16 protein-coding genes and 1 pseudogene are annotated in these 23,099 nt (G+C 55.9%); 6 read left to right on the forward strand and 11 right to left on the reverse strand.

Going from position 1 to position 23,099, the window contains the following annotated elements:
- Positions 1 to 55 precede the first annotated feature (55 nt).
- The 5 genes from JWG43_RS00970 to JWG43_RS00990 all read right to left on the reverse strand — a co-directional run bounded on the left by JWG43_RS00970 (position 56) and on the right by JWG43_RS00990 (position 4,877).
- Positions 56 to 640, reverse strand: a complete 585-nt coding sequence (locus JWG43_RS00970; RefSeq protein ID WP_205240931.1) for an indolepyruvate oxidoreductase subunit beta — start codon at positions 638 to 640, stop codon at positions 56 to 58.
- The gene (iorA, locus tag JWG43_RS00975; protein ID WP_205240932.1) at positions 637 to 2,496 is read right to left on the reverse strand and encodes an indolepyruvate ferredoxin oxidoreductase subunit alpha; all 1,860 of its coding nucleotides are present in this window, start codon (positions 2,494 to 2,496) and stop codon (positions 637 to 639) included. Before iorA ends, JWG43_RS00970 begins: the two co-directional genes overlap by 4 nt.
- Before the next feature lie 137 nt (positions 2,497 to 2,633).
- Positions 2,634 to 3,158 carry a 5-(carboxyamino)imidazole ribonucleotide mutase gene (purE, locus tag JWG43_RS00980; protein ID WP_205240933.1) on the reverse strand — a complete coding sequence of 175 codons (525 nt, stop codon included), beginning with the start codon at positions 3,156 to 3,158 and terminating at the stop codon, positions 2,634 to 2,636.
- A 276-nt stretch (positions 3,159 to 3,434) separates the two neighbouring features.
- On the reverse strand, positions 3,435 to 3,812 hold the full coding sequence (locus JWG43_RS00985) for a Na-translocating system protein MpsC family protein (protein WP_240193289.1): 378 nt from the start codon (positions 3,810 to 3,812) through the stop codon (positions 3,435 to 3,437).
- Positions 3,813 to 3,866: 54 nt separating this feature from the next.
- Positions 3,867 to 4,877 (reverse strand): alpha-hydroxy-acid oxidizing protein, encoded by a 1,011-nt coding sequence (locus JWG43_RS00990; RefSeq protein ID WP_240193290.1) that lies wholly within the window; start codon positions 4,875 to 4,877, stop codon positions 3,867 to 3,869.
- A gap of 214 nt (positions 4,878 to 5,091) precedes the next feature.
- Here JWG43_RS00990 and JWG43_RS20145 point away from each other — a divergent pair.
- Positions 5,092 to 5,193, forward strand: a pseudogene (locus JWG43_RS20145) (phosphoketolase family protein); the annotation flags it as partial.
- 39 nt (positions 5,194 to 5,232) lie between these two features.
- Here JWG43_RS20145 and JWG43_RS01000 read toward each other — a convergent pair.
- Both JWG43_RS01000 and JWG43_RS01005 read right to left on the reverse strand, forming a co-directional pair.
- Positions 5,233 to 6,972 carry a transposase gene (locus JWG43_RS01000; protein ID WP_205240936.1) on the reverse strand — a complete coding sequence of 580 codons (1,740 nt, stop codon included), beginning with the start codon at positions 6,970 to 6,972 and terminating at the stop codon, positions 5,233 to 5,235.
- A gap of 194 nt (positions 6,973 to 7,166) precedes the next feature.
- Positions 7,167 to 7,787, reverse strand: coding sequence for a superoxide dismutase (locus tag JWG43_RS01005; protein WP_205240937.1), 621 nt, complete (start codon positions 7,785 to 7,787; stop codon positions 7,167 to 7,169).
- A 1,011-nt stretch (positions 7,788 to 8,798) separates the two neighbouring features.
- On the opposite strand from JWG43_RS01005, the gene JWG43_RS19830 reads away from it, so the two are divergent.
- From JWG43_RS19830 to JWG43_RS01025, 5 genes are all read left to right on the forward strand, one after another.
- The gene (locus JWG43_RS19830; protein WP_275888405.1) at positions 8,799 to 9,203 is read left to right on the forward strand and encodes a hypothetical protein; all 405 of its coding nucleotides are present in this window, start codon (positions 8,799 to 8,801) and stop codon (positions 9,201 to 9,203) included.
- On the forward strand, positions 9,085 to 9,687 hold the full coding sequence (locus JWG43_RS19835) for a sigma-54-dependent Fis family transcriptional regulator (RefSeq protein WP_275888404.1): 603 nt from the start codon (positions 9,085 to 9,087) through the stop codon (positions 9,685 to 9,687). The genes JWG43_RS19830 and JWG43_RS19835 overlap by 119 nt, the downstream gene beginning before the upstream one ends.
- Positions 9,688 to 9,726: 39 nt before the next feature.
- Positions 9,727 to 10,152 carry a cache domain-containing protein gene (locus tag JWG43_RS01015; protein WP_371925134.1) on the forward strand — a complete coding sequence of 142 codons (426 nt, stop codon included), beginning with the start codon at positions 9,727 to 9,729 and terminating at the stop codon, positions 10,150 to 10,152.
- A gap of 459 nt (positions 10,153 to 10,611) precedes the next feature.
- On the forward strand, positions 10,612 to 11,955 hold the full coding sequence (locus JWG43_RS01020) for a DUF2254 domain-containing protein (protein ID WP_205240939.1): 1,344 nt from the start codon (positions 10,612 to 10,614) through the stop codon (positions 11,953 to 11,955).
- On the forward strand, positions 11,948 to 12,124 hold the full coding sequence (locus tag JWG43_RS01025) for a hypothetical protein (RefSeq protein ID WP_205240940.1): 177 nt from the start codon (positions 11,948 to 11,950) through the stop codon (positions 12,122 to 12,124). The genes JWG43_RS01020 and JWG43_RS01025 overlap by 8 nt, the downstream gene beginning before the upstream one ends.
- Before the next feature lie 312 nt (positions 12,125 to 12,436).
- Here the strand turns inward: JWG43_RS01025 and JWG43_RS01030 are convergent, their stop codons facing one another.
- From JWG43_RS01030 to JWG43_RS01045, 4 genes are all read right to left on the reverse strand, one after another.
- On the reverse strand, positions 12,437 to 13,057 hold the full coding sequence (locus tag JWG43_RS01030; RefSeq protein ID WP_205240937.1) for a superoxide dismutase: 621 nt from the start codon (positions 13,055 to 13,057) through the stop codon (positions 12,437 to 12,439).
- Positions 13,058 to 13,308: 251 nt separating this feature from the next.
- Positions 13,309 to 13,620, reverse strand: coding sequence for a BON domain-containing protein (locus JWG43_RS01035; protein WP_205240941.1), 312 nt, complete (start codon positions 13,618 to 13,620; stop codon positions 13,309 to 13,311).
- Between the two features lie 308 nt (positions 13,621 to 13,928).
- On the reverse strand, positions 13,929 to 22,703 hold the full coding sequence (locus JWG43_RS01040) for a glycoside hydrolase family 94 protein (protein WP_205240942.1): 8,775 nt from the start codon (positions 22,701 to 22,703) through the stop codon (positions 13,929 to 13,931).
- A 33-nt stretch (positions 22,704 to 22,736) separates the two neighbouring features.
- A complete protein-coding gene (locus JWG43_RS01045) occupies positions 22,737 to 23,093 on the reverse strand; it encodes a response regulator (protein WP_205240943.1) in 357 nt (118 codons plus the stop codon).
- Between the last annotated feature and the right edge of the window lie 6 nt (positions 23,094 to 23,099).

Raw genomic sequence — 23,099 nt, forward strand, 5'->3', positions numbered from 1 at the left:
ACCGGGGTTTATTCAGACTGTTTTTTTGTCATCGGAATGCGGTGACAACTCTCTTCTACACGGCCTCCAAGCCCATTCTGAAGGCCCTCAGATTGACCTCGACCTGTTGCTTCCTGGTTTTCTGCTCAATGGTTTGCTGGAGCAGATCGGGGGACAAAGGCACGGCCCCGCTTTTTGCCAATGCTCCCAGCATGACCATATTCAACGCCAGCGCTGAACCGGCCCGCAGGGCAAGGGAAGTGGCATCAAAGGCCACCAGTTTTTTCACTCGGCCGGCCATCAGGGCCAGGGCCTGGTCCATATCCGGATAATGGGCTTTTCCCAGCGCCACCGTGTAGGGCGGTACCGGCGTGGTATTGGTGATCACAATGGTATCGGCGCTGCATTTTTTTGCGGCCCGCAGGGTTTCCGAGGGTTCAAAGCCCAGCAGGACATCGGCATCGCCATCGGCGATGCAATAGCTTTTCCCCTCACCGAACAAGACCATGGACTCCACCACCCCACCCCGCTGCGCCATGCCATGAAACTCCGACATCCGGACCGGAAGGTGCGAAGCCAGGGCCGCCTCACCCAGAACCCGGGCCGCCGAGATATTGCCCTGGCCGCCAACAGCGACGATGATCAGCTTGCTTGTGTTCATTTCTCCTCCATTTTTACTGGCACAATGGCGTTCTCAGGGCAGAACTGCACACAGAACGCGCAACCTTCGCACCGGTTGGCGTCAATACGAACCTCCTGGTCCTGGAGATAAAAGGCCGGACAGGCCACTTTGGTCACACAGTGTCGATGGTTGCGGCATTTTTCCTTGTTGACGTAAAAGGCTCTTTTTTTCCTGTAGGAAGGCAAGGTCCGAACATGCAGCGGACAGGGGGCACGGGCGATAAGGACCGAGACACCACGATGCAGGGCAAGGGACTGGATTGCCTCCAGAGTCTTGCGGTAGGCAAAAGGATTCACCGTGATCACCTGCTCGACCCCCAGTCCCTTGACCGCGGCCTCGATGGACACTGTGTTGCGGGCAAGATTGAGGTGGCTGAGGTCAACACCCGGGTGCGGCTGATGACCGGTCATGGCGGTGGTGCCGTTATCCAGCACGACCAGGGTGAAATCGTGATTATTATGAATGGCATTTGCCAGGGGAGACAACCCGCTGTGGAAGAAGGTCGAGTCACCGATAAAGGCCACGACCTTGCGACCGGTGGCTCGGGCAAACCCGCCTGCTGTGCCGATGCCGGCCCCCATGGCAATAAGAAAATCGCCCATATTGAGCGGCGGCAGCACCCCCAGGGTGTAACAGCCGATATCCGTGGGATAGATGGCCAGATCACCGAACACTTCCCGCACGGCCACAAAGGTTGCCCGGTGTGGGCAGCCGGCGCACAGATTAGGCGGCCGCGGAGGCGCTTCCGGCAGGTCGTCGGTCTCGATGGGTTGATACGCCTGAAACGGTAACGTGAAAAAATCGCCAATGACCTGCTTCACCAGGGCAGGATTCAATTCATACAGACGGGAAAAAAGCCCCTCGCCTTTTCCCTCCACCCGCAGGGCAAGGCCGGCTTTCTGGGCGCTGTTGCGCACCGCCTCTTCCATGTATGGTTCCCCTTCTTCAACCACCAGGACCTTTTCACAGCCCTCAAGAAACGCCTGGGTCATCCTGTCCGGGAAGGGGTGGGAAAAACCGACGCGCAGAATCCGAAAAGCATCGGCAGCCCCGAGTTCCCGCAGGGCATCACTGACGTAGCCGTAACTGACGCCATTACAGACAATGCCCCATTTTCCTTCGCCTTCAATCCGGTTCCACGGGCTGCGGTTGGCACGATCATTGGCCCTGTTGTATTTGTCGAGAAGTTTCGGGTGGAGATTGCGGGATACAGCCGGTATGCAGACATAGGCAAAGGGGTTTTTCTCGAACACGCCCTTGGTTTCTCTTTGCTGCAGGGGCCCCAGAATCACCTCGCCGCTGGAATGATTGATCCGTGTTGTCGTACGCAAAATGACGGGCAAACGAAGTTCCGCCGATAACTCGAAGGCATGGATCGTCATTTCCTTTGCCTCGGCCACGGTCGAGGGCTCAAGTATGGGCAGACAGCTGAGTTTTCCATAATACCGCGAATCCTGTTCGTTCTGGCTCGAGAACATGAAAGGATCGTCGGCAACCACCAGGACCATTGACCCGACAATGCCCGTATAGGCCAGGGTCATCAAGGCGTCGGCCGCGACATTGACCCCCACATGCTTCATGGTGACCATGGTCTTCAGACCGCACATGGCTGCTCCGGCGGCAACTTCAAGGGCAACCTTTTCATTGGCGCTGTATTCAAAATACAGGTCAGTTTCCATGGAACACTGAAAAAATTGCAGCGCGATTTCAGACGACGGCGTCCCGGGGTAGGCAGCGGCAAAGGCAACCCCCGCCTCGAGTGCTCCTCGAGCTATGGCTTCGTTCCCCAGCATGAGCATCTGATCGCCAGGGCGATCAACGAGCAATGGATGCATTCTCATCTCCTTGCAAATCAGTTAAATACCTTGCAGGTCCGCGCCTTGACGGCGACAGGAGCATTCTCCCATTTCGTCGCTGGCGGCCTGAGAGCAAGGCAACAGATGGACGGATGCTGTCCACCTGCCGCCACTTTTCAAACAACGGTGCTGGCCCGCACCTCGGCGTCCGCGGCCTCAACTTCGGCGCGCATGTTTGTTCTGTATGCCTTGAGCGCATCGCGCAGCGCGGGATCCGACAAGGCCAGGACAGCCACCGCCAGCAGGGCCGCGTTCTTTGCGCCTGCCTTGCCGATGGCCGTGGTACCCACCGGGATACCCGCGGGCATCTGAACCATGGACAGCAGGGAGTCAAGCCCGCCGAGATCCGATGTGGTCATGGGAACGCCCAGGACCGGCAGGGTCGTCATGGCGGCGAGAACACCGGCCAGATGGGCGGCCTTGCCCGCCGCGGCGATAATAACCTGAAGCCCCTGCTTTTCGGCTTCGGTGGCAAAGGCATAGGCCCGATCCGGGGTCCGGTGGGCGGAAATAACCCGCACCTCATGCGGCACACGGAAGTCGGCAAGCACCTTGCTGCACTCCTTCATGACTTCGAAATCGGACTTACTGCCCATGACAATGGCCACTACAGGTGGTTTTTGTGCTGCTGTCTCACTCATCTCAATAGACTCCTTGAAAGAAAAAAAAAGGCCGCCATCGGTCTTCTGAACCAATGACGGCCTGTTATTTCTTGCGCGCCCTCGCCTCTCGACGCAGAGCCCGCGCAAACTCTCAGACGTGCTGTTATAATACCCTTCCAGGAAAATGCAGTCGCCTGCCGTTTCCCGGATTGGTCCGATCTATATACTTTTCACAGGTGAACCTGTCAACAATATTTCCTCTCATTAACCCTCGTCGCAAAAATTGGAAGAATCAGTTGTCATGCTCCTATACAGTCATGAAGATTGAGCATGAATGACAGGGTCTGCCAACGAAAAAAGAATAACCTTCTCACCGGTGACCGTGCTGATGTCCGAATGAAAACTGACGATCTTGACATCAAGAATATCTTCGACAACGGACTCCAGCAAAGGCCGCCCTTGTTCAAGCAGTGCAATCCGGGTGCGCTTGACCAATTCTCGTCCTTCACTGTGCCCGGAAGCTTTGGCCAGACTCATTTCCGCCTGGGTGAGAACATTTTTCAAGCGAACCAGGACGATGTTGTCAAGGATATACGCTTTGATTTCCAGGGGTCCTCGACCCATGTACTCTTTTTCAAATTTGGTCACCGCTTCGCAGATCTGCGCCTCGATCTGCCCTTTTGTCCTGTTCAAAGTTTTCACCCGTGTCGTCAGTGATTGGAGCTTGCCTGGATCCGTGAGCATTTGTCAGTGCCTGAGAATTTCCGGGGCTACCTTGTCCACCGCGGCCGTGCCGGTGAGGACCATGCACTGGGTCAGCTCCTGACGGATTTTTTCCAGGTATTGGACGGTGCCGTCCTTGCCGCCGCCAAGAACAGCCACGGAAAAGGGGCGGCCAATGAGCACGGCATCCGCCCCCAGGGCCAGCATGCGCAAGACGTCCAGCCCGGAACGCACGCCGCCATCCACCAGAACACACACCTGGCCCCGGACCGCGGCGACGATCTCGCGCAGGACCCTGGCTGTTCCCGGGGTTCCATCCAGCACCCGGCCGCCATGATTGGAGACCACGATGCCGGCGGCGCCGGCATCGACGCAGATTTTGGCCTCATCAACGGTCATGACGCCCTTGACCACAAAACGGGCCGGGGTCTGACGGATCACTTCGGCTAACCGGGCTGCCGGTTTTGGCGTAACCGGACGTCCCATCTTGCGCAGGGTAATCAGACCGGCGGCATCGACATCCATGCCCACCACCGACGTACCGGCAGCCAGTGCCTTGTCCAGTTTAGTGAGGAGTTCCTTGTCCTCCCAGGGTTTAATGAACGGGATCGCCCGTCCCTGCACAGCCTTGATGGCGGCAAAAGCACTTTCATGGATGAAGTCCGGAACACCGTCACCGGTGCAGCCGATGGTCCCGGCGGCAACACAGGCAGAGAGTTTGGCGGCAATGTACTCTTCTTCAGGCATTCCACCGCCCATATTGAAGGAAACGCCACCAATGGGCGCCGCCAGTACGGGCATGGACAGATCAAACCCGAGGATACTGACATCCAGGCGTGGCTCGACCACATCATGAAGACAACGCATGTTCATTTGCAGTTCTCCAAGGGCCCTTACATTATCCTGGAAAGCCGACGCGGTCCCCAGCCCGCCCATGCCCGGCACCTCGCCGGCACAGGCCCGACCATCACAAACCGGGCAAACCCGGCAGAAACCTTTCATCAATGTGCGCGCCTGCGCCTGAATTTCTTTCATGTGTTCCTCCCTTGCCAAAATACTATTGTCATTCGTTGCTGTACATCCGATGAACAGTACCAGCTGTTATCTCTACCTTCCCGGCATCATACCCATAGACCGGTCGGAGAGTCAATCAGCACGCCTGCAACGTATGCACTGAAAACCAGATCTGTCTTCGCGTAAGCGATCCCAGACACCACATTTTTGCACGGACTCGGCTGCCCGCATAGGGCTCACCTATGGCCGCACCAACCATAAAAACCTGCACGTGCCCGGCTTCAAAGAGGAAGAGTCCACCGCGATGCCGTTCGACATGGTGGTGATTAACGATCTGCTTTTAATCGAATGTAATATGTGATGGACTCGTAAAAAGTCAAACCGCCAAATCCCTTCGAAGGGAAGATGTCGGTTGATAGTTTTTGCTCAGGCGAGCTCTTGTTGAGAGCCATTCTCGAATGAGCTCTTTGAAATGTGCCTGGAGCACTAAAAGAAGGAAAACAAGGCTGAAACAGGGTGTCATGGGGCTGTTTTTCTCGCCCCAGTGCCTACCGGCCCGCAATATGTTCAAACCGATGGCTTTCATGAAGGCGGCAAACCGCACTGCTTTGATGCCTCGGACTCGGAGATGTTTGACACCAGTGCGCCGATCGAATTCCGACATGGTCGCCTCGACTCCGGCCCGGTACCGGTACTTCTCCCTGAACGTCGGGCTTGCTTCTTCCTGGCGTCGGCGGGCCAGGCGGATATCCTTGTCGGTGTACCGGTAGTACCAGCCCTTTTTTCCCGTGGAGACGGGGCACTGATCAACCGAGGGACAGTCCTGGCAGGCAGCGATGGGGAAGACTACACTGTAGCCGGATTTTGCTTTCTTGACCGTGTCTGGTGTCGTGCCTTGCGGGCAGGCGAGAACCTTGCCCTGATCGTCCAGGGTGAATTCGGCCAGATGGAATTTCTTCTGATTGCCCGGCATCACCGGGGAGATGACCGCCACTTGATACTCTTGCCGGGCCGTTTCACAATTGCTGTCGCTGCCGTAGATGGAATCGACCAGCAGTTGCTGGGGCAGCATCTCCTTCTGCTCGAGTTGGTTCAGGGTGGGCAGGAGGGCGTTGGCATCATGCTGATCCGCTGATTCCACCTCGACATGCGTGATCAGGGAGGGGCCTCGCTCATCGGTGGTGGTGTAGTTTTCCACCACCTGCACCTGATACCCTTGGCCTTTATGACTGCTGTAGCCGGCATCTGGATCGGACGGGTTTTGCAGTGAATCGGAGGGCACGTCCTTGTTCGGCCGGGCCACGGCTTTCGTACCGGAATCGGCGGTGGCGTCTTCCTCGATGACGCATTGCTCGCTGAATAACCGGCTGAGCAGCTTGAAGCTCTGCATGGCGCGGACCTCGTCCACGGTTGCGAAACGCTCGATCAGGAGCAGGACATCGGCAGCCAACTGATCAAGGGTGCGGCTGGACTCGGTGGGCTTGACCATGGCAAACACAGACGCCTGCGATGTACTCAGATACCGTTGGATCAATTCCGTGTCGAGTTGATCAAAAAGCTCCCGGTGGTGTCGTTTCAGGTTGACCAGGAACTTCTTGATCGTTTTGGTGAACAATCCGATGCGGCCCAGATTGCGCATATTGGATTTGACATGCACGGAATCCATGCGCTGCTTGCTCATATCGGCTTTGAGTAACTTGGCCAGGATGCTCAAAGATGTGTCAAATATCTCGGCATAGCTTACGTCGGATGCCAGGTGGTCGCGCATGGTCCAGAGCGTCTTGTGGCTGATGTACGCGGCTGTGTCGGAGCCCGATGTGATGTTGAGGGCATAGTGCCATTGGATATTGAAGCAGAACTGCTCAACGGCCTCCTGGTCGGTACAATCATGCATTTGCTGGAGGATCATCAACCCCATCATGGCATGCAGTTCCTTGGTAGGCCGGCCATTGTAGTCATGATAATGTTGGCGCAGGGACTCCACCGGGAGTTCTGGCAAGATGTGCTGCTGAAAAAGACCTGCCCAGGAGTTGTCCAGGAGGGCGCGGCGCTTGGGTCCTAAATGGCCCCATGGATCGAGGATGTTGAGCTGTTTGTGATTTTTCACGTGAAACATTATTTCGCCTCGCATTTATCTGATTTTACGCAAATATATTAACCAGATGCGAGAAATTTGACAAGAGAAAAATGTGCGACAATCTTGGAAAGTTAACCATTTAAATAAAAATACTTTTTACGAATCCATCATATGTGGCGCGGGGATTTGAGGCCGAATTTGCCGGCCAAATCGCCACCCAATTATATAGCCAGTCATCCCAGGTTCTCTGCAGCAAAATCCCAATTAATCAGTGAGTTCAGTACTGCCTTGACATAATCCAGCCGCCGGTTCTGATAATCCAGGTAATAGGCGTGTTCCCACACGTCGATGGTCAATAAGGGTTTCATACCGCTGGTTATCGGTACATCCGCATTACCGGTCCTGATCACCTGGAGTTTGTCGCCATTCAGCACAAGCCACGCCCATCCGCTACCGAACTGGGCCATTGCCATCGTCGCCAACTCTTCCTTGCAGGCATCCAGAGAACCGAAGGACGCCTCAATGTTGCGTTTCAACGCTTCCGGTGGTGCACCGCCACCCTCCGGCCTGAGACTTTGCCAGAAAAACGTGTGGTTCCACGTTTGGGCGGCATTGTTGAAAATCTTGGTGTGCTCGGCCTTGCCGACTGCCTTGGTAATAATTTTCTCCAGCCGCATGTCCGCGAACTCCGTATCCGATATCTCCTTGTTCAGGTTGTCGACATAGCTCTGGTGATGTTTACCGTAGTGGAAGCTCAGCGTCTTTGCCGAGATTATTGGTTCCAGCGCGTTTTCAGCGTAAGGCAGAGGGGGCAGCTTATGCGGAAAGTTGCTTATAATTGTATCTTTACTCATGGCTTCTCCTTTTTTTCCTTGGTGACGTGAAAGTGAAGGGGGTTGCCTTTGGCGAGGCCGCGACTGCCCGCGTAGAAGGGCTATATGGGGCAGCCACGTCTGCATAAATCTGGGTCACGTGTAATCGCTTACAATATTCAGGCCCGTTATAAACCGCACAGGCTCAAACCCCGTGATTGGTTACCGACAGCATGCTGATCCACCCATGAAATGCTGGTAACCGGTTCAGTTTCCAGGTCACGCAACCCTCACTTGCACCTGGTGAACGTTTACCAAAAAACCACATATTAACAAGGTCGTTAATCATCAAACACGTTTTTGACCCTAGTTCAAAGAAAATGCTGAATTTCCGACCATAGTGCTAATTGACCCAGGAAATGGCGGGAACAATGTTCGGCAATTAACGCACTCTTTAATAACGGTTTCAGGTGCCGGGTCATGCAGCTCGATGAATGCCTGCTCTGGGTGGACACTAACAAACAAAACTAAGACTGTAACAGCGCAACGATATCGTTGTGTTGCTACAGGCTTCGAATGCTGATTTATTATAAAAATTTATTTAAATATCTGGTTTTTTTAAAAAAATTATTTTACGGGTCACCAGTTATTCAGGCTCAAAAATTGCTAATTATTAAATCAACAGGCAGAAAAATCTTGTTTCTGGATGGACACGAGGTTGAACAGACGTATGAACCGCTCCGTGAGAATTTTTCCGACAACCACTACGGGGCGAGGTTATAAAAACAACCACATAGGCGAGACGTGAATAATTTAAACTATTACGAGAGGAGCGAGCATCAATCCATAGGCTTCAGGCAAAGGCGACCCGACTTTGCTGAAGTTTCTTTCAACATCCTTGGCTCGATTCGTCACCCTCTTTTAGTTCTTGATTATGAATTGGATGTCGTTAAAGCCAATCGACACTATTATATGCATTTTTTTAGTGAACCAGCTCAGACCGAGGGGAGATCACTTTTTGATCTTGGAGATCGCTCATGAAATATTCAGAAATTGAAAAAAATGCTCAAAGATGTCCTTCTTGAAAATACGGTGATTAATGACTTTGTCGTCGAACAGGACTTCGAGTTTATGGGACGAAGAGTTATGCATCTCAATGCCAGCCGGATTTTACATAGAAAATCGTCAGTATCGCAACTTATCCTTTTGTCCATTGAAGATGTTACGGACAGGGAATTGCATAAAAGAAATCTTGAAGACATCGTTAAAAAACGAACAGTTGAGTGTTTTACCGCACAGGAAGAGGCGGATAAGAGGCGACAGGCAGCTGAAGACTCTCTTGCAGAGATACAGCTCATCAAGGAACAGTTGGAAGTGGAAAGAGCATATCTCCCGGAAGAGATTACCCTCGATAACAACCAAAGTCGATACACGAATTATTGCCGCTACAAACCGTAACCTGGAAGAGGAAGTGCGGAAGGGAAATTTTCGGGAAGATCTCTGGTACCGGTTAAACATTTTCCCGATCACTGTACCGCCGCTCCGAGATCGTCAGGACGACATACCGATTCTGGTTGAGTATTATGTGAGAAATATTGCCAAAAGAACTGGAAAAATTATTGATATCATCCCAGCCGGGGTCATGAATGAATTGCAGCAGTATCATTGGCCCGGCAATATTCGGGAACTGGAAAACGTTTTGGAACGTGCGGTGATCAACTCATCAGGTCCAAAACTGCGCCTTGCGGATGACCTCAAAAAACCATCAAAGGGTTTATGCACAATTCCCAAAACTTTGGCCGCGGTTGAGCGAGACTATATTTTTCAAGTGCTTGAGCAGACCAAATGGAAAATCAGCGGAAAAAACAGCGCGGCTGAAATCCTCGGTCTTGACCGCAGCACCCTACGTGGCCGAATGAAGAAACTCAATATTCGGAAATAGTAATGTGATCAATCTATCAGCTTTTAGAACTTTCGGAACTTGCATGGGGCAAGGTTCGATATTCAACAAACGTGGAGGAAAAAAATGAAAAGATTAATGGTAATGCTGTCCATGGTCGCGGTTGTTCTCTTTGCCACTCAGGCTTTTACCGCGGAAAAAGACAAAGAGGCTATTACTAAAAATGTAGATGAAGTTGTTGCTGCTATTAATGGTGGCAAGGGAGCTGCAAGCTTTGCCCCCGATGCGTACACTCCCTATGTGTTTATCATGGAAGCAGATGGGCTCCTCATAGTGCATCCAACATTGGCCGAGAAGGATCTGAAAGTCGAAGGTATGCCAATCTATGAGGCAATAATGGCTGCAACTGAACAAGGAGAATGGGTAAAATACGATTGGAAAGGAAGTGAGAAAAATACCTACATCAAGAGGACAGATAACAACCTTGTTGTAGGTAGCGGATATTAATTAATAAAACATATAGTCATTGTTTGATTGTAGGGATTCCCTGGGGAATCCCTACTTTTTCTCGCGAAACCTTTCGCAACCGTTTTTTTCACTCCATCTGCGGTCGATCAGGCTGCCGTACAGAGGACCACTACCCCGTCAGCCGTGTAGGCGATCACGCAAACGTCACAGTCACCCCGGATTTGTGCGGACGCGGTTGCCCGCTATAATTCCACTATGCGGGCAACCGCGTCCGCACAAATCCGGGACACCTTTGACCCCTTACCATACAGGAGCGTGGTAATCAGACAGGTATAAACTCTGTGATCGGTTACCAACACGAAGCCGTGACCATCGAGAAACAGGCACGGCAGGCACAGCCATTAAAGAACGGGAAGAATTTCCTGCCGGTTGCTTCCGCGGCACCTCTCTCAAAAAACATCCGGAGGAACCGATGTTCTAAAAAAGAGGTTAACGATCATGCACAGAAAACTCCACCTTTGGTGGCAGGACAATCGTTCCAGTTTCTGGTTCCTCCCCGCCGTGATGGTCCTGGACGCCGTGGCGCTCGCTATCGTTTTGATCACCGTGGATGCGACCGTCGATCTGCCTGTCGTCGAGCGATGGCCGCTCCTCCTCGGAGCCAGTACGGACGGTGCCCGCAGCCTGCTCACGGCCGTTGCCGGCTCGATGATAACTGTGGCCGGGGTGGTATTCTCCATCACCCTTGTAGCCCTCTCTCTGGCCTCCAGTCAGTACACGTCACGGGTCATCCGTACCTTTATGAACGACCGCGTCACCCAGACAGTACTCGGCGTGTTTGTCGGTATCTTCGCCTACTGCCTGGTGGTACTGCGAACCATTCGCGAAGGAGACGAAGGGGCGTTCGTTCCAGAGCTGGCCATGCTGGCCGGGTTAATTCTTGCCTTTGTCGGCATCGCCTATCTGATCTATTTCATTCATCACATCTCGGTGGCCATTCAGGCGTCAAGCGTTATTGCCGCAACCGCAAACGAGACCATTGCGGCCGTGGATAACCGTTTTGCCAAAGAACTAGGCGATAACGACCGGGATGGCATCATCTGGACATCTCTTGCCGATCAGTTCTGGTCGGCGATCCCAGCCCACAAAACCGGTTACATCGAGGCTATCGACATGGAAGTTCTCCTGAGTGTAGCCCGAGGACACGGGATAATCCTGCGGATGGAACACGGCATCGGAGAGTTTATCATTGAGAGCGCACCGCTGCTCTCGGTGGCGGACACGAGGAGCATGGACGATGAAACGACGGCCGGGTTGAACGCGGCTTATAGCGTCAGCCAACAACGCACGGTGGCAACCGATGCCGCGTTCGGCATCCGGCAAATCGTGGACATCGCCTTGAAAGCGCTGTCACCCGGCATCAACGACACCACGACAGCAGTGATGTGCATCGATTACCTGACAGCAATCCTGGTCCGACTTGCGACCCGTAGGTTTGCCCCTTCTCACTGTCTGGAGCAGGGAAAACTGCGCATAATTACCCGTGGCCCGAGTTTCGAAAGTCTGTTGGCCGACGCCTTTGACCAGATCCGGCAGAATGGTGTAGGTAACGTTGCCATTATGATGCGTTTGCTCGGCGCCCTGCATACCATCGCCGGTCAGACAGTCGATCCAGGCCGACGGCGGGCAGTAGGTGATCGAATGCTGTGGGTCGCTGAGTTGGCTGAACGTACTCTTGGATCCCCGTACGACCGGAAAAGATTTGAGCGCGAACTGGCGCGGGTACGCGAAACGTTTAAAACGGTGACAAAACCGGTTGTTCATCGAACATCGGTTGAATAAAGCCGCTACCCCGACAAATCTCTTCGAAAATGACGCCATCGATATTATCGCCGTCTCGATCAGGGGCAACAGGCGGCCCCTGGTGAACATAGCCACCATGGCACTCGAGGAAGCCTATTACCACGACCAGAAAACCATCACCGCCGAGACCCTCTACAGCTCGGAATAGTTCAACAAATCCGAGTGAAACAGCGGCGGTTGTTGGGGGGACTCCACCGCCACGGGACAACTCGGTGCGGTAGACTGCTGTCTACTTCTCTACAGGCGGCTGGATTGCTCCAGCCTTAAGCGGTCACAGGACAGGAGCGTAAGAAACCAGACAGTTGCAAACCCTGTGATCGGTTACATCCAGCCGCCTGTTTCTTTTACTCGTATCGGGGGTACTGGTATTTGAGATTATTATTGGTTTTGGGGATGAGAATCAACATTGCCACGGAACACCTTTATATCCGGTGGCTGGGTGATAGTAGGCAAGTTGCCATCATCCCAGGTTCTCTGCAGCAAAATCCCAATTAATCAGTGAGTTCAGTACTGCCTTGACATAATCCAGCCGCCGGTTCTGATAATCCAGGTAATAGGCGTGTTCCCACACGTCGATGGTCAATAAGGGTTTCATACCGCTGGTTATCGGTACATCCGCATTACCGGTCCTGATCACCTGGAGTTTGTCGCCATTCAGCACAAGCCACGCCCATCCGCTACCGAACTGGGCCATTGCCATCGTCGCCAACTCTTCCTTGCAGGCATCCAGAGAACCGAAGGACGCCTCAATGTTGCGTTTCAACGCTTCCGGTGGTGCACCGCCACCCTCCGGCCTGAGACTTTGCCAGAAAAACGTGTGGTTCCACGTTTGGGCGGCATTGTTGAAAATCTTGGTGTGCTCGGCCTTGCCGACTGCCTTGGTAATAATTTTCTCCAGCCGCATGTCCGCGAACTCCGTATCCGATATCTCCTTGTTCAGGTTGTCGACATAGCTCTGGTGATGTTTACCGTAGTGGAAGCTCAGCGTCTTTGCCGAGATTATTGGTTCCAGCGCGTTTTCAGCGTAAGGCAGAGGGGGCAGCTTATGCGGAAAGTTGCTTATAATTGTATCTTTACTCATGGCTTCTCCTTTTTTTCCTTGGTGACGTGAAAGCGAGAGGGTTGCCTTTGGCGGGGCCGCAGCATGCAAGATAGCAGGAAGTCTCCTGAAAGCTGGTAACCGTTCATAAACACACCATCTGCGGAAGATCAGGCTGCCGCGCAAAGGATCATTATAGCCCAACAGCATGCTTATCCACATTTGAAATGCTGGTAAACGGTTCAGTTTTCAGGTAATGCGGCCTTTTTCTTGCGTCCGGTAAACGTTTATTGTCATTTTAGTTGTATGCTGTTTTCAACCGATTTAACCCCCTCAACACCACGTGCAAGCTCTACCGCTTTATTGATTTCGGCCTGGGAATTGACAAAACCGCTCAGTTGCACAATACCCTTGAAGGTTTCAACCTTGATCTCTCTAGATTTCAGGGAATCATCTCCGAAGATTGCCGCCTTGACTTTGGTGGTGATAACCGTGTCATCAATAGACTCACCAAATCCCGCTTGCTTTTCTGTCGATGCGCATCCCAGGAAAAGTGCCATCAGGGTAATTAAAAAAAATGCGGTGAAAAAATTTGTTCGTGTCATGATTCTGTTCCTCCAAATGATGAATAAAACTGCGATCCCCGATGCTGAGTACAGCGGGGGGGTGAGGGTTGTGAGACCATTCTCAACACCCCTTGTTAGTGCCCATCCGTAAACGGATCTATTCTTCTGACCTTTTGTTGCGCCGTAAAAATTAATCCAGGGAATATTAGATAGATGCCTGCGGTTAAATTCGCCGCTGCGTCCCTATTCAGCACAATATATCTCGTTTCCGGATGGACACTTATTAGTTGCCGAAACCTTCTTACATTCGTTGAACGTCCACGTGTTGGTCATATCTGTCATCCCGGTCATCCGCTGTGCTCATTGCTGACCGGCCCCGGTATTTTCACCTCGACCGCGTGCTCCTGATGATCGTCGATCAGAGGAACAACCCGGTCCTCCCGTTCGCTCCCGTCCAATGTCACCTGCATTGCACCCGAGCCAGTCTCTGTTTGCAGGACCTTGATATGGTAAGTGGTTTCCCGATACCGATAGTGCAGCACAAATTCCTGCCAATCTGCCGGAAGGCAGGGGGTAAAACGCAGGGTATCCCCCTCCAGGTTGAGTCCGAGGAGAGATTCCACGATCAGGCGATACATCCAGGCGGCCGAACCCGTGTACCAGGTCCACCCACCGCGGCCGGTATGGGGTGCGACCGCATAGACGTCGGCGGCGACAACGTACGGTTCCACCTTGTAGATGTCGGTCTCCTCGGGTGTGCGGGCATGGTGCACCGGGTTGATCAGGTCAAACAACTCCCATGCTCTCCGGTTATCGCCCAGGCGGGCAAAGGCCATGGTCGCCCAGATGGCCGCATGGGTGTACTGGCCTCCATTCTCCCGCACACCCGGGACATAGCCTTTGATGTAGCCTGGTTCAAGCGCGGAGGTGTCGAAGGGCGGGTCGAGAAGTTGGATCAGCCGGTCCTCGCGGCGCACCAGGCGCTCGTTCAACGCTTCCATGGCCAGGCGCGAACGTTCGGGATCGCCGGCCCCGGAAAGCACTGACCAGCTCTGCGCAATCGAATCGATCCGGCATTCCGGGTTCTCTGCGGATCCCAATGGCGTGCCGTCGTCAAAAAAAGCGCGGCGGTACCACTCCCCATCCCAACCATGCTGTTCAATATTGCGGCGCAGCAGCACCGCCTCTTCCTGGGACCGCTTGAAAAACGGTATATCACCTCGTTCCTGGGCAAGTTTGGAGAACCGCATCAGCACATCATAGAGGAAAAATCCCAGCCATACGCTTTCCCCTTTGCCATGCCGGCCGACCAGATCCATGCCGTCGTTCCAGTCGCCGGAGCCGATGAGCGGCAGGCCATGTTCACCGAAGTTGAGACTGCGGAGAAGGGCGCGAACACAATGCTCATAGAGGCTGGCCGTCTCTTCCGAGCGTCCGGGAAGATCATAATAGGAGTCTTCATCAGCCTTGACCGGGCGACCCAGAATAAAATGAACCGCTTCGTCGAGCACGCTGCTGTCCCCAGTGGCCTGAATATAGCGGCAGACAGTCAGCGGCAGCCAGAGGTAATCATCCGAGCAGAGGGTGCGCACGCCGCGACCCGTGGGGGGATGCCACCAGTGCTGGACGTCACCCTCAGGAAATTGATGGGCCGCGCACAGGAGCAGGTGCTCGCGGACCAGATGCGGTCGGGAGTAGACCAGCGCCATCACGTCCTGCAACTGATCGCGGAACCCAAAGGCGCCGCCCGACTGGTAGGTTGCGCTTCGCGCCCACATACGGCAGGCCAGGGTTTGATAGAGCAGCCACCCATTGACCAGCACATTGACCGATTGATCCGGGGTTTCCACCTGCACCGCTCCCAAGGTGTGCTTCCAGTACTGCCAGACCAGATCAAGGGCGCCGCGGGCCGCAGTTGTCCCGCGAAAACGTTGGATCAGGTTCCTGGCGTCTTCGAGGTTTTGGCCCACCCCGAGTTTGAAGATGATCTCGTGCTCCTGCCCGGCGGCCAGATCAAAGCTTACCCGGATCGCCCCGCAGGGGTCGAGGGCGGCGCCGACCTTACCCGAAAGGCGGGTGCGCATTTGGGCAGCGGGCGTCCGCAGCGAACCGTTGCGGCCCAGGAATTCGGTTCGGTCGCCGGTGACGGTGCGCTCGGTGGCGTCAACGTCAAAAAACGCGGTCCGGCCAGAAAATTCCGTGTTGTACGGGTTGCGCGCCAGAAGCGCGCCGCTTGCAGGGTCGACCTCGGTCACCACGTGCATGGTCGATTTGGGCCGCAGGTCGCCCAGCACCCATTCAACATAGCCGGTGGCCGAGAGGCGGCGGAACCGGTCCGACTCGTTGCGTACATTGAGCACCATGAACTTGATCGCCGCGTCCAGGGCCACATACACCGTCAACTCGGAGCGGATGCCGCGCTCGGTATGCTCGAAAATGCTGTACCCGAATCCGTGCCGGGTGGCGTAGGGTGTTGCCCCGCGGCAGGGGAGCGGCGTCGGCGACCAGAAGTGGCCGCGTTCTTCATCGCGAAGGTACAGGGCCTCGCCGCTCGAATCGCTCACCGGATCGTTGGCCCAAGGGGTGAGGCGGAACTCATGCGCATTTTCGGCCCAGGTATAAGCAAGGCCGCTTTCGGAAATGACGGTTCCGAACCGCGGATTGGCCAGCACGTTGACCCAGGGAGCCGGTGTCAGCTGCCCCTGGGCGGTGGTGATGACATATTCGCGGCCGTCCGGGGTAAACCCGCCCAGACCGTTGTAGAACGACAGGTCGTGACGTGGTGCAGGGGGGACTGCCAGGGGTTCGGAACGATGGGTTCGGGTCGGGGTGAGGACAGGGACAGTGACTTCAGCCAAACTGCGCCCTTTGATCTGGTCCGCCAGCGACCCGCGCCTGTCGGAGATGATGGCGCGGGCAACGGTTTGGATCAGGATACGGTCCTCTTCGGCGATCTGATCACCAGGCCGCACGAAAATGCCGCCAGGCCGGTCTATCAGGCTGGCCTCGATGCCAGCGGCAATCAGCCCCATAATCTGATCGTGGAGCAGTTGCCGGTAGCCAGTGCGGTCTTCGTTCCAGATAACCAGATCCACGGCCAACCCCTTGAGGCGCCAGTAGGCGTGGGCCTGCACCAGTTGCCGCACCAGTTCGATATTGGTCGGATCTTCGATCTGCAGCAGCACAATCGGCAGGTCGCCGGAGATGGCATAGCCCCAGAGACCGGTTTGTCCGCGCTGATTCCTGATCAGGATATTCGACTCCGCCCGCAAGGCCGCATTGGCATAGATAATCGAGCTGGCAAGACGGCGGTAGAGTTGGGCGTCAGCCTCCGAGGCATTGAACTGAAGGAGCAGCACCTGACCATGCGTCCAGGCCAGATCGTACACACGATCAGCCAGACGCCGGTCCTGATATTTCCCCACCAGGCGCAAGGCGTCGTCGTGGGTGGCGCCGATGCCGGAGACTATGTTGGCGGAGACCGATTCCTCCGGTTCGAGCGTGATCCTGTAGCGGATGGCCACGATCGGATCGAGCACCGAGCCTTCGCTGCCCGAGAGCGCCCCGGTGAAGAAATCGCCGCTACCGCTCATTGCCTCGGGAGCGGCCACGGTGTTGCCGCGGCCGATGAATCGCATTCGGTCGGTTTCGTAGGAAATATCGCCGACCTCGGCGCCGTGCACCGCCATCAGATGAAACATCCAGGGTGTCGGCTCGTCGATGGAACGGGGCCTCCGGGTGCAGAGAATCGCCCGCTGATGTCGGACGATTTCGGTCTGGACAAAGAGGTTGCTGAAGGCCGGATGGAGCGCGTCCCCGGCGGGCGGGGCCAGAACCACTTCCGCGTAACTGGTGACATCGAGATCTTTGCGTTTGCGGGAACGGTTGGTGAGCGTGATCCGGCGTATCTCGATATCATCCTCGGATGAAACCACCACTTCGGTATAGGCGTCTATTTGGTCGTGGCGACAACGGAACTCGGCGCGTTCTTCCGAAAAAACCGTTTCAAAATGGGACGATGGCCGCGCCACCGGCTGATGGGTCGTTGACCAGAATGTGCCGCTGGCGACATCCCGGACGTAACAAAATGTACCCCAGTTGTCGCGGGTGCTGTCTTCACGCCATCGGGTCACGGCCAGGTTCCGCCAGCGGCTGTACCCGCCGCCGGCGTTGGTGATCATCACATGGTAGCTGCCGTTGGACAGCAGCTGCACTTCGGGATTCGGCGTATCCGGGCTGGTGAAGATGCGCACCGGGGTCTGGAAATCACTGGAGGTCTCCTGCAGTTCAGCAAGTTCGGTGGCGTGGGTAAAGAAGGGGGCGGCCTTGGGAATCCGTTCCTGCAACAACAGCATGGTGGCCTGAAACAAGGGCTCCATGGCAAATCGTTTCTGCATGGGACGGTCCAGCAGCAGGAAAGCGAAAGAGAGCAGGCTCATACCCTGATGATGGGCCATGAAGGAACGCACCACCACGTTGGAGAGCCCACGCGGCAGACGGGAGGGCGTGTAGTCGATCGCTTCGTAAAAGCCGAATTTTCCCGCAAACCCTTCCGTCGCCATCCGTTCGAGATTGAGACAGGCCTTTTCGGGATCGACCATCAGCGCCATTGCTGAGGCATAAGGAGCAATCACCAGGTCTTCGGCCAACCCGCGCTTGAGCCCCAGACCGGGTACACCGAAGGCCCGATATTGATAATTGAGTTGGGCGTCGATGGCGTTATAGCCACTTTCCGAAACACCCCAGGGGACCCCGGATTTGCGACCGTAATCGATCTGGCTGGCGACAGCCGCCTTGCAGGTCTGCTCGAGCAGGGTATCCTCGTAGGACGGCATCACCAGGAGCGGCATCAGGTATTCGAACATGGACCCGCTCCACGAAAGAAGTACCGGTCCGCAACCGGTGGTGGTCAGCAGGCGGCCCAGGGCAAACCAGGTTTCCTGCGGCAATACCCCTTGGGCAATGCCCACGAAACTGGCAAGCCGTGCCTCGGAAGCGAGCAAATCATAATAGCTTGGGTCCCGGCGGTGGTCGGTGACGTTGTACCCGATGGCCAGGAGCCGGCTTGCCGTGTCAAAGAGAAAAGCATAGTCCACCTGTGCCAGCCTGTTTGCCAGCTGGGCAAGGCCTTCAAGGGTCGCAATCCGGGCTTCGGCGCGGCAACCCGCCTCCCTGAGCAAGGGCGGGAGCGCCTCAAGCCATGCCTGCTGCTCGGGGCTAGTCTGCCCGGCAAGACGCTCTTCAAGCGCAGGCCCAAGGTTGACCTCCAAGGTAGCCAATTCCCGCAGGGTGGGAATCCGCTCGAGATCGGGCATTGTTCCGGAACCAGGACGAACCGTTGCGGTCTCCAGCCACGGAGCAAGGAACAGCAACTCCTCGAGGCCGTCCCGGCACTGGCGGACAAGGGCCATGGTCCACGAGTGTACGGGGTTCTCAATCTCGGTGCCCTCCGCCTGCGTATCGACGACCGCTTCTGCCTCCGTGGCCCAGTACGTCAGGTGCCGTTGCATGCTCGAGAGCTGGGTGGGGTGGGCATCGACGACCGCTGCAAGCTTCTGGTACAGTTGGGTGAATCGCAGGCCTTCTTCCGGGTTGGCGTCTGTCGCCTCCATGGCACATGCGAGGGTGTCCCCTAAACCCTCAAAAAACCGTCTTCCCAAAATGGGGTCGTCCGCCAGCGCAAGCAGGCCCTGGCGCAGAATCAGCAGATGGCCGGCAAGATTGCCGCTGTCGACCGACGAAATATAGTGAGGCAGCAGGGGTTTAAGAGATTGAGTGTCGTACCAGTTGTAGAAATGCCCCCGGTATCGCTCCAGGGTGTCCATGGTGCGGAGGGCGTTTGCGGTGCGTTCGATCAGCCTTCCAGGGCCAATATACCCGAAATCATAGGCACTGAGGTTGGCCAGCAGGGACAGTCCCATGTTGGTGGGCGAGGTGCGATGTGCAACTACCGGTTTGGGATGCTCCTGAAAATTGTCGGGCGGCAGCCAATGATCATCCGGACCAACGAAGGTCTCGAAAAACACCCAGGTTTTCCGCGCCATGGTGCGAAGAAAGCGGGTCTGTCCGATTGAAAGCCTCGGTCGACGGCGGGCAAGCGGCCGGCTGATCCACCAGGCGATACCAGGGGAAATAAACCATAAGGCCAGAATAGGCATCGCCACCAACAGCGAGATGGGCCGCAACAAGGCAAGAGTCATCACCGCGGCGATGGCAAGGACCGGGGCGAACCACATGATCCGGCACGAGTCGGCAAGGCTGGGATTTGTGTTGCTCTTCGATCTGCTCGAGGGGTTCCATTCGAGCAGTCTCCGACGGGTGACCAGCAGGCGCCAGGCGGTACGCGCAATCGCATCCACACAGAAAAACGCTTCGTAGGGGAGAGAGGCAAGAGTAAAGGCGGCCAGCGCCAGGCTTTGGCCGGTCGAGCGTCCCGCCGCGGCAAGATGCTGAGCCAAGGGGACGTCAACCGGCTTGCGCAGTACATTCAGGGTTGAGGCGATCAGGGAAGGGATCACGATGATACCCAGCACGGCCACGGTCCAGAACCAGGGCGACGGCAATATGGTCCAGCCCACCAGCAGCAGCAGGGTCAAAGCGGTCGGCACCAGACTGCGCCGCAGGTTGTCGCCAATCTTCCAGCGCGACAGCAGGGTCAGCGGGTTTTTCCGCAGACGTCCGTCCAGGCCGGGAACAGCGGGTGTCATCCACCAGGCGATCTGCCAGTCGCCCCGAATCCACCGATGCCGGCGGCTCACATCCTCGCTGTAGCGCGACGGGTATTCTTCGTAAAGCTGGACATCGCTCAACAACCCGGAGCGGGCATAACACCCCTCGAGAAGATCATGGCTGAGAATACGGTTATCCGGGAAGCGATGGCCCAGGGCGCTTTCGAAGATATCGACCTCATAGATTCCCTTGCCGATGAACGAACCTTCGTTGAACAGATCCTGATACACATCGGAAACGGCTCGGGTGTAGGGATCGATGCCGGGTTCGCTGCCGCACAGGCGGCTATACAGGGAGCGGTTGGTACCGGACAGACTGATCGCTACCCGGGGCTGAAGGATGCCGTAGCCGGAGACAACCCGCTGTCTGTCCTGGTCATAGCAGGCGCGATTGAGAGGATGGGCCATGGCGCCGACAAACTGCCAGGCTGAATCCCGCGCCAGTTGGGTATCCGTGTCCAGGGTGATGACGTACTTGACCTTGGCGAGAATGGCCGTTGCCCCGACAATCAGCGAGAAGCGTTCTCCGAAGTCGGTATCCGGGCCGGCGCGCAACAGCCAGTTCAGGTCGGCCAGCTTGCCGCGTTTACGCTCGTAGCCCATCCACATCCGGTCCTGGACATTCCAGCGGCGCGGGCGATGAAAGAGGAAAAAGGTGTCGCCAGCCGAATCCTGATACTTGGCATTGAGCGCTTCGATGTGCTGTTGGGCCAAGCGCAGGATTGGTTCGTCTTCCGGCACGGTTTCCGTAGCGGAATCACAAAAATCGGTGAGCAGGCCAAAATGGAGATGCTCGTCCCGATTGGCCAGGAAGCGGACTTCCAGGGCCTCGACCAGTTCACCGACACTCTCCTTGCAGGTGAGCATGGTCGGCACGATCACCAGTGTACGCAATTCCTGGGGGATGCCCTTGGAAAAATCCATGCGCGGTAAAGACCGGGGCGTTGCCAGCAGGGTGGCCAGCCAGTTGATCAGGGCAACCGCCGGATGGCTGGCGCTCAGCAATGTCAGCAGGCCAACCAGGCCGAGCAGCCCTCCGTACAGGCCGCCTTCCTGCGCCTTGGCCGTCAAAAACCAGGCAAGGACCACGGTCAGCAGCAGGATGGAGCCGCTATAGAGGAGGAAAGGAAAACGGCGGCCGGTAACGGCCACCGTTTCCAGCGTGGAGTGTCGAACCTGGGTCCGTTGCTCGAGCTGCACCCGTCCTTTGTCGATCAGGTAAAATCCCACATGGGAGGCGGGGTCGTCGCAACCATTCCGCGTCGCTCCCTCTTGCGCCAGCTCGATTGCGGCACGAGCAACCTCATTTTCCGAGCGGTGGCTCTTGCGGGCAATTTTTTCCACCGCATGACGATAGTTATCACGGGTAGCAAAATCCATCTTGTCATACACGTCGCCTGGATCCTCACGCAGGGTCTGTTCGACAATGCTCATCGTCTCGACAAAGACACGCCAGTCCATGGCCGTCAAAAAACGCAGACTGCTGATGGTATTGCTGATCGAGACCCGGTCAGCGGCCTGTTGCTGATTGTCGGCCCGCACCAGTTGCTCAATATTCCGGCCCGATTCGAACAGACGCTGTTCGATCCAGGTGAGCGGCAAGCCCAGATCCTGGCTTTGCCCCTGGAGACGGCGGGCAAATTCGGCAACAAAGGAACTCACCAGATCCGGCTGGGACCTCGCCATATCGGCGATCACCAGAATCAGACTCTTGGGATCCTTCTGGGCGACTTCGATCATCTGGTCTGCCCAGGAGTTGGCAAGGTTACGGTTGACCCTGTCCGCAGCCACCAGAGCGGCGACCCGACGAAGATTCTCCACCAGTGCCAGGCGCAGCATGATGGGGATGGCCCACAATTCGCCAAGGGTGAGGCTGCTCACGGTCTGATAAGCGGTAACGAAACTGCCGAGACTCTCCGGATCGACCAGGCCATCGCCATGGGTAATCGTCTCCAGGGCAATGTCATAAACCCGGGGATGCCCGGCCGATTGACCGTCCCGCAAGCGAGGCAGTTCCTGGCTATACCCCCTGGGCAGGTGCCGTTTGGCTGTTCGAATCTGTTCCTCGATCAGATAGAAGTTGTCGAGCAGCCATTCCCCTGCCGGGGCAATACGGAGGTTTGCCTGGACTGACTCGGCCAAAAGGTCACGCACACCTTTCAGTATCTCTTCGTTTTCAGCCAATCGCTTGAGCAGACGATCCTGGGTTCGTTCCGAGATCAAGGTATGCGAAGCCGCCAGGGCCTTGCCATGATGCTCCATCTGCTCGGCGCTGAACAATCCCGAACGTAACGGCGGTTCGCCGGCGGCATAGTGCCGTGCCGGCCGGTTGCCTCCGAGGAGCGCCCGCAACCGCAGCGCAAAACGGTGGATGGGGGTGATACCTCTGTTCATGGCTGAAGCTCCTGAGCACGCCGATTCGTTCCTTCATTGCAATACATTCTCGACGCTGCGGACAAGGTTTTTTTGTCGCAGCGGCTTGACCAGGTAATCCTTTGCATGCCGGCGTAAACTCTCTGCACGCGTCTCACTGGTTGGGTAGGCCGTCATGATGATGACGCGAGTGTTGAGATCTCTCCGCACCACCACGTGCAGGATGTCGATGCCCCATCCGTCACCCAGGTTGATATCCGCCAGGATCAGGTCAAAGTACTCCTCGTCTATTCGTGACAAAGCCGCACAATAACTATCGGCAGTGCTCACCTTGTGTTTTTCGGCGGAGAGAAACCTGTCGAGGGTGAACAAAATGGACTCTTCGTCATCGATCACGAGTATATGCGCCATTATGCA

This window comes from Desulfobulbus alkaliphilus (assembly GCF_016918545.1).
GTDB classification, from domain to species: domain Bacteria; phylum Desulfobacterota; class Desulfobulbia; order Desulfobulbales; family Desulfobulbaceae; genus Desulfobulbus; species Desulfobulbus alkaliphilus.